Genomic DNA, 12,790 nt, shown 5'->3' with positions numbered 1-12,790 from the left:
GAACGTCGTGAGACAGTTCGGTCCCTATCTGCCGTGGGCGTTGGATGATTGAGAGGGGCTGCTCCTAGTACGAGAGGACCGGAGTGGACGAACCGCTGGTGTTCGGGTTGTTATGCCAATAGCATTGCCCGGTAGCTACGTTCGGAATCGATAACCGCTGAAAGCATCTAAGCGGGAAGCGAGCCTCAAGATGAGTCATCCCTTAGGCCTAGAGCCTACTGAAGAGCCGTTCGAGACTAGGACGTTGATAGGTCAGGTGTGTAAGCGTTGTGAGGCGTTGAGCTAACTGATACTAATGACTCGAGAGGCTTAACCATACAACCCAAAAGGGTTTCGTAACACTGGTTAACACCTTGAATAGAATACTGACTTGATTGAAGTCGAGACTCAGCTCTGAAAAAGAGCAAAGCAGCTTTCCAAATTTAAAGACTTTCTTGACGCAGGATGTTGGGCGGCTGACAAAGCCGTGGCAAACGAAAAGCGGAGCATAGCAGCGCTATGTGAGCATTTGAGTGCAGCAACAATGCCGTCAGACGTTCAAGAGACAAGTCAAAACGAATTTGCTTGGTGACAATAGCGCTGTGGTCCCACCTGATCCCATTCCGAACTCAGAAGTGAAACGCAGCTGCGCCGATGGTAGTGTGGGGCTTCCCCATGTGAGAGTAGGTCATTGCCAAGCACCAATTTAGTGGAGCGGTAGTTCAGTTGGTTAGAATACCGGCCTGTCACGCCGGGGGTCGCGGGTTCGAGTCCCGTCCGCTCCGCCAACATTAAGTGAAAAGCCTCATCTTCGGATGGGGCTTTTTGCGTTTTGTTTCCCGATGACTCCCGACCAGCAAGATCAATACTCGCCCCTGGCAGAGCGACCAACTGCTGTTTTGCTTTCCGTATTCACACCACTTCGGATTAACGCAGATTCACTGAATCCCTGCTACTTACCCGGTAATCTGAATAACTGCTTATCTCATTACATCAAGGACTCTACCCATGAGAGTGCTGAACGCGATCTTGGTGGCACCTTTGCTTCTTGCCATCTCAACCTCTGTACTGGCCTACAGCTTTACCAATGAAGATGCCTGGCAGGCGATGCTGGGTAGTGTAGGGCATTGGCAGGGACAGATTAAGTATGCAAACTCCAACCCACAGATAGTGGATCTCAGGCTGAATACTGAGATGACGCCGGATCAGAATACTTTAATTCGTTATCTGACTTATGCGGATGACGGAGAGCGTATTTATGCTGTCAGTTTGCTAACCCAGAATCAGGATTCGGGGAGTCTCGTTGAATCCTACTTTCGCAATGGCAATGGCTCACTACATAGTTATCAGGTAACCAAAGTGGAGTTTAATGATCCTTCTCACTGGCAGATCAGCTACCAGCGTCGGTCTGATGATGGTAACAATCTGGTAAAGCTGGGTTGGCAACGTCAGGGTAATAAGATGGAGAGTAAAGAGTGGCGCTGTCAGCCTGGCGGTAGTCAATGTCAGCTGGTGCGGGAGACCCGACTTAAATATCAGCAGGGTGAATAAGGCTGTTATAAAGCTATAGTAGGTAGTTGCAGCGGACCGCAGGAGAACTTGAATATGGATATCGAGGCTATTAAAGGCGATATTACAACGCTTAAGGTGGATGCCATTGTTAATGCTGCCAACTCTAGATTATTGGGGGGCGGAGGCGTTGACGGTGCAATTCACAGGGCCGCAGGTCCTGAGCTGCTGGAGGCATGTCGCACTATAGGTGGTTGTCCCACAGGTGAGGTACGGGTCACCCCGGGGTTTATGCTTCCGGTAAGTTATCTCTTTCATGCTGTAGGACCTGTCTGGCGTGGAGGAGAAAGTGGTGAGCCTGACTTGTTGGCGTCTTGCTATATTCAGGCTTTGGCTGAGGCGCAAAGGCTGAATATCAAGAGTATTGCGTTCCCCTGTATCAGTACAGGAGTCTATGGTTTTCCTAAAAAGCTGGCTGCTGAGATTGCAGTGTCGGTTGTACGCAAAAAACTTAGTTCAAACACGTCACTCAAGCAGCTGATATTTGTTTGTTTTGAAGATGAGGACTTGAGGCTTTATCGGGCTTTGTTGCAGTAAAATAAGCCAATTTAGTGGCTTTTTAATCGTTGTGACGGAAAAAGCCGCAGTCGCGCAGTTTCTTATGAAAAAGTGCTTTACCTTTTGAGGGGGTTTTAGCATAATCCATCTCGTCGACAGGGGTGTAGTTCCAATTGGTAGAACAGCGGTCTCCAAAACCGACGGTTGCGGGTTCGAGTCCTGCCACCCCTGCCAGTCTTCAAGAAAAGCCGTTCAGCAATGAACGGATTTTCGCTATTCTGAATTCGGCAAAGTACCATAGCTGCCGAAACTTATCCGTAATCCCCATCACGTTGCCGTGTTCTTGCTCCAGACTTCTGTTAAAAAGCGCCAATAAAAAAGGCCACCTGAGTGACCTTTGATACTGTTACTGCAAAGTCAGGAAGAAGGTAACAAATACCGGAACCAGTAGGCTTAATATAAAGCCACTGACAATCGCTGTCGGCACCAGGCTATTACCACCACTTTGTTGGATCACCGGCAGGGTAAAGTCCATGGCAGTTGCGCCAGCAAAGCCAACGGAAGTCGCAGGATAACGGGCGATAAGTAATGGGATTAGCATAATAGCGACCATTTCCCGCAACAGCTCGTTAAGGAAGGCGCCCCCACCCAGTACAGGTCCGAGGTAGTCTGTGACCAGAATACCCGTCAGTGAATACCAGCCAAAGCCAGAAGCCATGGCCAGTCCCTGGTTCCAGGGAAGGTCCAGCCACCATGCCGCCAGCAGTCCACCGGGCAATGAACTCAGTACCACCACCAGTGCCAGCTTCATGCCTTTGGCATTCAGCAGTATCTGCTTGAGCGACATTGCGCTGTTACGCAGGCTGATACCTATGAGTAAAAGCAGTAACAGCAAGATCCACTCACTGGCGTCATCGACCCAGAACAGGGAGCCGGGCCATATGCTGCGAACAATTAACCCAGCTCCCAAGCCCAGCGCTACCGCCAGAATGAGCTTACCTGAACCGATTAGCATGGCTTTAAAAGGCAGTTTGGCTTTCTGGGTCGTGACCTGAGTGTTCCAGTTCTTATCCAGCAATGGCAGTGCCAATAGATTGCAACCACTTATACAGATAAACAGGATCCCGGCAATTTGCAGCATTTGCGCCAGATTCTGTCCCAGTTGATCCATCTTGGCCAGGCTGAGCCCCATCAGGAACAGAATGACTGACACCAGTTGGCCACAACTGGCGTCGATACGGGCCAGGTATCGGGTATTTTTCAATTTAACCAAATATCCCAGCACCAGAGGGATGATGACGAATAGCAATCCGCTGAGCACGGTAATTTTCCGTATAGAGATGTTAAGCGGCCACTCTAGCCATTGGCCGTTGAGAAGTAAATTCAGCGCAAAGGAGATTTGCAGATAAGTGAACTCATTCTGCAAGACAATGGATAATTAGCGCTCTCAATTTGCAAAGTGCGAAGCTATTTAGAAATCGTCTAAATGGGCAAAAGTGTAACTCTTTGACTTTACGAAACTTAAAAAGTGGCATGTTTCTTGGTTTGTCAGGGTACTTAAGGCAACAGGACGATGACTATGAACAAACTTACCCTCCCGGCATTCGTGATGGCAGTCTGGTCTGTTCACGCCAATGCGACTCCCTTCGATACCTGCCCCAGCAAGGCCTATCTGTTTCAATCTGCCCCAGTGAAAGTGTACGGCGTTAATCTGGTGACGGGTGCTACCACTTTACTTGAAGATGACACTGGCACTACGGCCAACGTGAATGGTGTCGGCTTCAACTTCACCGATAGATACATTTACGGTTATGACACCACCAACAAAAAGATTGTCCGAATGGGCAAGAATTTTCAGGTGGCGGATGTAAATACCTCAGATTTGCCTACTGACCACACCTTCTATGTAGGGGATGTGTATGACCATACCTATTATCTGTACAGGACCAATAAAGGCTTGTTCAAAATCGACCTGTCGCCACTCGATAGCGATGCCAGTGCAGTCTTGCCAGTGGTAAAAATCTCCAGTAGAGCCACTGTTAGCCTCACCGATATGGCTTTCCACCCCGGTAATGGCAAGCTTTATGGGATAGATAATAACTCGGGGTTTCTTTACGAGTTTGACCCGACTTCAGGTCAGGAAACTTATATTGCAGATACCGGCCAGAAAGGGACCTTTGGTGCGGGCTATTTCGACGTGAATGGTTACTACTATGTTTCCCGTAATAATGACGTCAGCAGCGGCGGGGTTGTGATTCGTGAAGGCGGTAAAATTTACAGGGTCAACATGAGTCTGGATGAAAGCGGCGACTTTGTTGAGAGTGATTTTACCGCGGTAGAGTTTGCTGATGGTCCCATGTCCAATCAAAACGATGGCGCCCGTTGTGCCAACGCGCCGGTGATAGATGAAGACTCCAATATCGATTTTGGTGATGCCCCTGACAGCTACAAAACGACGCTGGCCAGCAATGGGCCAAGACACCAACTGGATGAGTTGACCTGGCTTGGGCTTAACGGTGTTGATGGCGATTCAGATGGTGCAGTATCGCCTGATTCCGATGACCTGACAGGTATAGACGATGAGGACGGTATCGGCTTTGTTACCGCGGTAGAGCCTGGACTGGATACTCTGGTCACCGCTTATGCTTCTACCACTGGCTATCTGTCTGGGTGGATTGACTGGGATGGTGATGGTGAGTTTGATGAGCCCGGCGACAAGGTGTTTGAAGACCAACTGCTGCAGGCTGGACAAAATGTGCTCTTCTTTGAGGCTGACCTCAATGCAGTCGCAGGTGATACTTGGAGCCGCTTCCGCTTTAGCCAGCAAACAGGTTTGGACGCTGATGGTGGTTCGACATCAGGTGAGGTAGAAGATCATGGCCTGACCATCACCGCGGCCAACACCCGACAGGAACATTTCCCGTCCAGCACTGGCTTTGTGACTCTGGCTTATGAGGACAACTATCCGTACACCGCAGATTACGACATGAATGATGTGGTGATGTTCCTGCGGGTCACTGAGACACTGAAAGATGATGTGGTGGCTAAAATTAAGGTCACCGGCCAATTGGCGGCACTGGGTGCCAGCTATCACAATGGCTTTGCTATCAGATTACCCAACGTGGCTCGCACAGCCGTTAATACCCAGCTGACCTATCTCAAAGTGAATGGCCAGTTGCAGTCAGACAGCGGCATGGAAACTGACATGCAGGAAGCCAGTTTTGTCATTAGTAACGACTTGAATGAGGCTGCTGATTTTAGCTGTCAGTACTTCAGGACATTGGAGAACTGCCGCGAGGATATCTCCTATGAGTTTGAACTGACTATCAGTTTTAATCCTGACGCAGATGTTTCTGGTTTGCCTGATATGCCTTATGACCCATTTATCTTTGCAACGCCTGATAAGTATCACGGTGAGGGCATGCCTGAGCATCCCGGTCGCAGCTGGGAAGTACATCTGGCAGATCAGGCGCCTACCGAGAAGTTCGACAAGGTGAACATTATGGGCTTGGGTGTGGATGACTCCAACGATGCCACAGGCAAGTACTTCAAGACCAGCAATAACCTGCCATGGGCTCTGATGTTGCCGGAACAGTGGGAGTGGCCTAAAGAGAGAGTCGATCTACTCAAGGCCTATCCCGACTTTGAGGGCTACGCTACTGAGGGTGATGGTACCAATGCCCTTTGGTATAAATCCGATAACGCCGTTTCGGCTGAGACTTACTGATAGGCGGAGGTCAATATGAACAAGTCAATTATGATACTGACACTATGTGGATTGCTCACCGCCTGTGGTGGTGGAGGTGGAGACGAAGGGGAAGCAAGCCCGGCATCAGCGCCAGCACCTGCTCCTGCCTCAACGCCGGATACGTCTACAGACAACACCAGCAATACTGTGACCTCAACGGGTGACCTGGCTGCGCCGGCTGGATTTGACTATCATCCGGCAGCAACTCAGACAGTACAGGTTGATATCAGTGGTTACAGTACTGACAGGGCATACCTCTCTATCTACAGCCAGTATCACCAGCTGTCTGATGGGGATTACCTGCCGGTGTACGACAGCCGAATTTTGTCGTCACCTCTGGCTGCGGGCGAATTAACTCTGGACTTCACTATGGTGACTGACGAAGGTCCTGTGCTGGCGGAAATCTGGTTTTATGATGGTAGCGCTCCCCTGGTGCAGGTATTCGAACGTGGAGAGTCCGTCTGGTATTGGTAACCAGCTTGCCACTGCAACAGCCCGGAGCATTGCTTCGGGCTTTTTTATAACAACGACATTTGCGGCACAGGTTGGGCCGATGCCAGAGTGACCGAGGGCAGCTGGGGCTGATGTTGCTGCAATTGGCTGAGCAGTCTTACGGCCAACTCAGGTGCCATTGCGTTATCCGGGGTGTGGACAAACAGGAAAGGACGACGTCCCTCCTCAATCCAGTTACTCAGTTTGGCCAGCCAGGGAGTAAAGAAAGCGTCATTGGCTTCCAACTCCGGGTGACCGATAAAGCGGACAACAGGCGAGTCTGAGGTGGCAATAGCATGTACCGGTACCCTGGGCTTTTTCTGGTGGGCGTCGATAACGGCTTCTGAGTCTGGTGGCGCGGAAAAAACCGGTCGGGTATCTATGATGATGCGATCTGCGCCTTTATCTATTAATAATCGGTTCAGTGCCCGCTCTGCCTCCCCTTTGGCAAAAAATGCCGGGTGTCTGACCTCCACCCCAGAGTGAAAGCCAGTAGGCATGGCATCCAGTAATTGCTCGAGCAAATACAAAGAGTCCGGACCGAATGCCGCGGGTAACTGTATCTTCCACACCCCTGTCTTTTCCGCCAGCGGCGACATTATGTGTAGGAACTCATTGAGTTCCTTGCTGCAGTTTTGCAGTTGCATCTGATGAGTAATGGTTTGGGGCAGTTTAAAGGTGAAGCGAAAGTCGTCGGCTACCGCATCTCGCCAGTTCAGCACGCTTTGACTGGAAGGTGTGGCATAAAACGTGGTATTGCCCTCTACTGTGTTAAATACGCGCCCATAGGCTGCCAACTTGTCGGTTTCTCCGGCAAAGATACTTTGTTGCCAGTTCTTGTGAGACCACATGGCCATGCCCAGATACAGGGGCGTGGGGTTGGTTGATGACATAGATGCTCCTTCACTGCCTGTCCACATTGTGACCGTGTGATTTTGCCTGTCAATCGCTTAATCCTGTTATAGTGTGCGGTAATAATAGGATTAAACAGAGGATTCACAGTATGGAACTGCTGTTCTCATACGGGACTTTGCAGCAGGATGTGGTTCAACTCAGCACCTTTGGGCGTTTGCTGACAGGAAAGTCAGACAGCTTACCTGGTTATAAAGTCGGGGAGGTACGGATCACTGACCCCCATGTTCTTGCGGTCAGTGGTAAAGAGATGCATCCGGCATTAATCCCAAGCGGTAATCCCATGGATGCTGTCGCTGGCATGGTGTTCGAGGTGACACCACAAGAGCTGGCCCGGGCCGATGAGTATGAAGTCGATGACTATGTGCGGGTAAAGCTGGAGTTCGAATCCGGCATACAAGCCTGGGCCTATATCGCGGCAGAGTTTGCCCCAAGACTCTAAGACTCTTTATCAAACAAGCCATGGCCACTGGTCAGCAGCAGAGACACCAGCTTGTCATTGTCCAGTGGCTCGCCGGACAGCACGCTGGCCAGGATCTCGCTGCCAAACAACTGTGGTGACAACACCACATCCGCTTTTACCTGCTTCACCTTATTCATATTCTTGGCGTCATTTACCGACAGCACGGTTTTGGTTTCCGGGCTGAAGTCCTTTACCGACAGCACGATAAAGGCGTTGGCGGCATCGTCTTCGGTCAATGCCAGTACGGCTTTACATTGTTCCACTCCCGCCTCTTTCAGCAGGCCGTTATCCGTAGAATCTCCGGACAGTAAGTCCAGTTTGCAGCCTGCCCTTTGCTCTATCGCAGCAAAGTCCTCCTCCGGCGCTGAGGTGAGCACAGTGACCTCCATATCTCTTTGCTTTAACTGATAAATGGTGCTGAGAGCCAGTACAGAAGTACCGCAGACAATAAAGTGATTCTTTCGATTCATGGGCTTTGGGTTCCCTTTAACAAGCTTATCAAGACCGCCTTTGATGATGGGGCCAAACACTGTTGTGAGCGAGGTTGCGAATACGGTAATACCGGCAACGATTACCGAGATGGTGAACAGCCGGGCAGGCTCTGATACCGGAATGATGTCGCCATAGCCCACAGTGGTCATGGTCACCATGGAGAAGTAAAAGGCATCCATCAGATTGCCGATAGCCGGATGAAAACCGCTGCCGAAATACAGGGCGCCATAGGTGGAGTAAAACAGTAAAACCGCAAAGCTGATAAAGGCCACAATGCCGCCAGCTGCTGCACTTGAACGGTTAAAGTCCGCGCTAAACAGGAACAGTAACAGGAGTGTGCCGCCACACAGGCTTAAATGGATTTTTAGCTCAGGATAAAAATGCCAGGTAAAGGCCACGATAATGGCCAGTAATACAATGCTGACCGCCCAGGCAATTCGGGCACGGTACAAGAGTCCTATTGCATTCAGCATTAAAAACAGTCCCAACAAAAACCAGGGGCCGTTGGCGACCGTGCTCCAGTCTATGGTGGTGAAGCTTTTGATATGAAACAGCTCAATCAAACTTTCTGCTTTGCCTCTGGCGGACAGAAATATCATCAGGCCATTGAGAAAAACCAGTGCGGCAAGCAGAACATGGCGCAGTGACACCCAGGCTTTTAGCCCTGCATGCCAATAGTGGGAAAGGGGTTTCACATCAGGCTCCGCCGGTGAAAACAGACCACCAGTATAACCAAATAACACCGGGATAGGACGTTGGCGTGTGGGGATGTTCGTGTGGTGAAAGCAAATTAATGTTTAATCCCGGAGGCGATGTATAGACAACGGAGCCTGTGACCCAATTCATGCTGCGCCTGGCAGCCAGACTGCGCTGCCCGCACCAAGTGTGATCTGCATCCAGAAGAAAGTTTTTTACTTCAGCAAAAAATCATAATTGAAATCTCAAAATCATCGCTTTTACAAATATCAAATCGTTGATTCATAAGCTTTTTATTTTTTCAGGTTTTCATCTGCTTGAAACGCTGGGCGAATGGGGGCAAGTGCCCGTTTTTGTGCTGGAAGATGTGAAGAATAGGCCCTGCTCAAGTGTCGATGTCGTTCAGTGAACTGTCGGGTTTAGTGAATAAAAACGAAGAAAAAAATTTAGGAGTGAATGATGAATCAACGGATAAACAAAACAGCGCTCGGCGTGTTGTTTTGTCTTGGCACAGTAGCCAGCGGCGCAGCTTATGCGGCCCCTAAAGCAGGCGACCCAGGTTACGGTACCCACGAAATGGGCAAAACTGCTCAGGGTGTTATTGCCAATCCTGATCTGACTGAAGAAAACAAAGGTGTTAAAACCCTGCAGGACTACATTGTTCAGGAAAAAGAACTGTTCGACTTCCTGTTCCAGAACCACCCTGTTTTCAAGTATGAAGAAGAAGGCCGTCTGAAGGGTGTCTACATGGTTTCTGACCGTGGTGGCGAATACCTGGAAGAAGGTAACTCTCAAATGTACTCCAAGCACAAAGGCCGCCCAATGGCGCTGCAGTATCGCTTGGGTGAAAAGTCTATCCTGGATTTCCCTAACAAGTTCGTTGGTCCTGAGAAGTGTGGCGAGTGTCACGCTGCTCAGTACGAAAAGTGGAGCCGCTCCCGTCACGCCAAGACTGTTCGTTTCCCTGGTGAACACCCAGAGGTAAACAACGACATCGAACAGACTATGTATGACACCAAGGATACCTCTATCCTGCCAGACGGTATTACCCCAGATGCAATCTACGCCACCATTGGTACCCCACGTACCAAGTATGGCTTCATGGATAGCTGGCTGGTTCGTGGTTCTTACCACGTTAAAGGTGGTCTGCTGATCGACGGTACTGGTGTTCTGACTGCTGGTGCTAACCAGTTCTCCCGTGGTTGGGCTGAGTGGCTGACCCCAGAGAAAGCTAAAGAAATTCAGAAAGTCATTCCTTCTTTCCCAACCACCCTGGAAGAGATCGGTCTGTCTGGTTCTCACCAGTGGGGTATGAGCTCTTACGGTGCCAAGTACGAGAAAGAGTTCCTGTTCCAGCCTGCGTCTTCTTACTGCGAAATCTGTCACACCTTCAAGTTTGACTTTAAGACCAAGGATGAGTTCTTCGCTGCTCTGGGTAACCCGGAAGAACTGCGTAAGCACACTATCTCCAAAGGTATTACCTGTGAAGAGTGTCACGGCGCCGGTGGTCACCTGGACGGCGGTATTGGTGGCGGCATGCCATCCAACTGTGAACGTTGTCACCAGCGCTTCAACTTCGTAGAAGAGTTGGCAGAAACTGATGAAGCCGGTGAGAAGCTGGACTACGCCTTCGGTGTGAAGATGAAGTCTTCTTGCCCATCATGTGGTACTGAAGGTTCTCAGATGTACTCTTCCATGCACTACGACAAGGGTATGCGTTGTGCGACCTGTCACGATCCACACGAAGTGACCGGTAACGATTGGAAGTCTAACTTCACCAAGCCTGCCATGAAGAAAGACTGTCAGGACTGTCACGAAGCTCAGAAGCTGATCGCTGAAAATGCCAAGACTCACACAGACTCAACCTGTCAGGCGTGTCACATGCCTAACACTGGTTCCTGTGAGAACTTCACTGGTATGCAGTTCCCAGATATGGCTGGTTTCGACTCAGTACGTCGTAGCCACGTTTGGAAGATTGACGTTCACCCAGAGCGTAAGCACCTGAACCCACCTGCTGGTCAGCCACGCGATGCCTCTGTTAAGGGTTGGGCTGTTGCCAAGGATGAAGCCGGTCACCACTACCTCGACCTGATGTGGTCTTGTGCCCGTACTTCTCCATCTGATATCGACGTTGTAGAAAACAAAGGCTGTCACAGCCCATTCCAGTCTGAACTGGAAGTTGGTATGCACTTCGAAGACCAGATGGAAATCTACGGTGAAGTTCAGAAGTGGCAGAAGCCTATCAAGGACACCTATGCCCAGGTTATCGCTGCAATCGAGCGTATCGACCAGCTGATGGAAGTGACCAAGCTGTCTACCGAGCAGAAGTCTGAAGTTTACCTGCTGGTTGAAAAGGCTCAGGAAACTGTAGACCTGCTGGAAGCTGACGGCTCTTGGGGTGTTCACGGCCCACGTTACACCCAGAAGCGTATCGACGCAGCTCTGGCCTATGTAACTCAGGCTCAGAACATCATCGACAGCACTCTGACTGCTAAGAAGATGTAAGACCGCCCAGTGCTTGCCGGCCGCGCCCGGCAAGCCTGAGCAAAATCAGTCCCGGCCGACTGGCCGGGACAACAGGGAAACACCATGAAGAAGTTAATCACCCAATTCCTGATGTCACTGGCAATGCTGCTCAGCGCAGGCACCTGTTTTGCTGGCGGTGGTGAGGAGATGTCTCCAGTAATCCAGCACGATATCAACCCCAAATATGTCAGCCTGACCGAAGCTGAAATGCTCTTTAACCGCGGCGATGTTTATTTTTTTGACGTAAATACCCTCGAAATCTGGGCTGAAGGTTTCATCCCCGGAGCGGTTTTTTTCAACGTAAGAACGTGGAAAGAGTTACTTCCAAAGAATAAAGACGCAGAAATGGTGTTCTACTGCGCCAACCGTCTGTGTACTGCCAGTGTTGTGGCAGCGCGGGAAGTAATGAAGCTTGGCTACACCAATGTGATGCAGATGCCAGATGGCATTTATGGCTGGCGCATGTCCGGTCGACCACATGAAAAGCCATAACAGAAACAACTGACTAAACGATTTTCGGCCGGCTTCATTCCCATCCTGTGGAGTCGGCCACCCGAACAAAACATCTTAAAGAATTGGATTGAGAACTGATTATGAAAACCTTCAAACGCACCCTGCTGGCCACTGTGACCACTCTGGTAATGAGCACTTCTGCTCTGGCCACCGAACTGAAAACTGACCTGGACCGTGAATCTTATGCCCTGGGTTCCTCCGTGGGTAAGTATATGTCCAACCAGGTATACAACCAGGTTGAACTGGGCGCCGATGTGAATATGGACGCTGTGGTTGCCGGTTTTGTGGATGCGCTGAAAGATCAGTCCAAAATCTCTGAGGGTGATGTTGTCACTCTGCTGAACCAGCGTCTGGAGTTCCTGAACGCCAAGCGCGAAGCCCAAATGGCCAAAATGAAAGAAGAAAACAAGGCCAACAGTGAAGCATTCCTGATTGAAAACAAATTGAAAGAAGGCGTGACTGTGACTGAATCCGGTCTGCAGTACGAAGTGCTGACTATGGGCAATGGCAACAAGCCAAAGCCGGAAGATGTGGTCACCGTAAACTACACCGGCAAGCTGATGGACGGTACCGAGTTTGAGTCCACCTATGCCCAGAACAAGCCCGCCCGTATGGCGCTGATGACGCTGATCCCTGGCTGGAGCGAAGGCCTGCAGCTGATGCCTGAAGGCTCAACTTTCCGCTTTACCGTACCTGCTGAGCTGGCTTATGGCAGCGAAGGTGCAGGAATGATCCCGCCTGAGTCTGCACTGGTGTTCGAAATCGAACTGGTGAAAGTAGAAGTGCAGAAAGACAAGCCAGCCGGTATGGGCATGGGAATGGGGATGGGCGGTATGGGGGGAATGGGCGGCATGATGTCCGGCCACGAGTAATCGCTGCCATAGTTGAGTATTAACTGGTTG

At 50.4% G+C, this 12,790-nt stretch carries 11 protein-coding genes, 2 tRNA genes and 2 rRNA genes; 12 read left to right on the top strand and 3 right to left on the bottom strand.

Features of this window, described 5'->3' with window-relative positions:
- From L2725_RS09075 to L2725_RS09050, 6 genes are all read left to right on the top strand, one after another.
- A 23S ribosomal RNA gene (locus L2725_RS09075) occupies positions 1-317 on the top strand; the annotation flags it as partial.
- A 246-nt stretch (positions 318-563) separates the two neighbouring features.
- Positions 564-679: ribosomal RNA gene (gene rrf, locus L2725_RS09070) — 5S ribosomal RNA — on the top strand.
- 11 nt (positions 680-690) lie between these two features.
- Positions 691-767, top strand: a tRNA-Asp gene (locus L2725_RS09065).
- A gap of 220 nt (positions 768-987) precedes the next feature.
- A complete protein-coding gene (locus L2725_RS09060) occupies positions 988-1,530 on the top strand; it encodes a hypothetical protein (RefSeq protein WP_249248640.1) in 543 nt (180 codons plus the stop codon).
- A gap of 54 nt (positions 1,531-1,584) precedes the next feature.
- Positions 1,585-2,085, top strand: a complete 501-nt coding sequence (locus L2725_RS09055; protein WP_249248639.1) for an O-acetyl-ADP-ribose deacetylase — start codon at positions 1,585-1,587, stop codon at positions 2,083-2,085.
- Between the two features lie 118 nt (positions 2,086-2,203).
- Positions 2,204-2,280 (top strand) — tRNA-Trp (locus L2725_RS09050).
- Positions 2,281-2,452: 172 nt separating this feature from the next.
- Here the strand turns inward: L2725_RS09050 and L2725_RS09045 are convergent.
- Positions 2,453-3,367, bottom strand: a complete 915-nt coding sequence (locus L2725_RS09045; RefSeq protein ID WP_249248637.1) for a LysO family transporter — start codon at positions 3,365-3,367, stop codon at positions 2,453-2,455.
- A gap of 258 nt (positions 3,368-3,625) precedes the next feature.
- On the opposite strand from L2725_RS09045, the gene L2725_RS09040 reads away from it, so the two are divergent.
- Both L2725_RS09040 and L2725_RS09035 read left to right on the top strand, forming a co-directional pair.
- The gene (locus L2725_RS09040) at positions 3,626-5,773 is read left to right on the top strand and encodes an LruC domain-containing protein (protein WP_249248636.1); all 2,148 of its coding nucleotides are present in this window, start codon (positions 3,626-3,628) and stop codon (positions 5,771-5,773) included.
- Between the two features lie 15 nt (positions 5,774-5,788).
- Positions 5,789-6,268, top strand: coding sequence for an aldose epimerase family protein (locus tag L2725_RS09035; RefSeq protein ID WP_249248635.1), 480 nt, complete (start codon positions 5,789-5,791; stop codon positions 6,266-6,268).
- A gap of 44 nt (positions 6,269-6,312) precedes the next feature.
- Here L2725_RS09035 and L2725_RS09030 read toward each other — a convergent pair whose 3' ends face one another.
- Entirely contained in the window at positions 6,313-7,179 is an 867-nt protein-coding gene (locus L2725_RS09030; protein WP_249248634.1) for a DUF72 domain-containing protein, read from the bottom strand.
- A 110-nt stretch (positions 7,180-7,289) separates the two neighbouring features.
- On the opposite strand from L2725_RS09030, the gene L2725_RS09025 reads away from it, so the two are divergent.
- Complete coding sequence (locus L2725_RS09025) at positions 7,290-7,640, top strand: gamma-glutamylcyclotransferase family protein (RefSeq protein ID WP_249248633.1); 351 nt, start codon at positions 7,290-7,292, stop codon at positions 7,638-7,640.
- Here L2725_RS09025 and kch read toward each other — a convergent pair.
- Complete coding sequence (gene kch / locus L2725_RS09020) at positions 7,637-8,848, bottom strand: voltage-gated potassium channel protein (protein WP_115136301.1); 1,212 nt, start codon at positions 8,846-8,848, stop codon at positions 7,637-7,639. The genes L2725_RS09025 and kch overlap by 4 nt on opposite strands.
- Before the next feature lie 460 nt (positions 8,849-9,308).
- Here kch and L2725_RS09015 point away from each other — a divergent pair, with 460 nt between their 5' ends.
- The 3 genes from L2725_RS09015 to L2725_RS09005 all read left to right on the top strand — a co-directional run bounded on the left by L2725_RS09015 (position 9,309) and on the right by L2725_RS09005 (position 12,760).
- Positions 9,309-11,354 (top strand): multiheme c-type cytochrome, encoded by a 2,046-nt coding sequence (locus L2725_RS09015; protein ID WP_249248632.1) that lies wholly within the window; start codon positions 9,309-9,311, stop codon positions 11,352-11,354.
- A gap of 84 nt (positions 11,355-11,438) precedes the next feature.
- Positions 11,439-11,867 (top strand): rhodanese-like domain-containing protein, encoded by a 429-nt coding sequence (locus L2725_RS09010; protein WP_115136299.1) that lies wholly within the window; start codon positions 11,439-11,441, stop codon positions 11,865-11,867.
- Between the two features lie 101 nt (positions 11,868-11,968).
- Entirely contained in the window at positions 11,969-12,760 is a 792-nt protein-coding gene (locus L2725_RS09005; RefSeq protein WP_249248631.1) for an FKBP-type peptidyl-prolyl cis-trans isomerase, read from the top strand.
- The last annotated feature ends 30 nt before the right edge of the window (positions 12,761-12,790 follow it).

Source organism: Shewanella corallii (genome assembly GCF_023349125.1).
GTDB lineage: Bacteria > Pseudomonadota > Gammaproteobacteria > Enterobacterales > Shewanellaceae > Shewanella > Shewanella corallii.
This window is presented reverse-complemented; position numbering and strand designations above follow the sequence as displayed.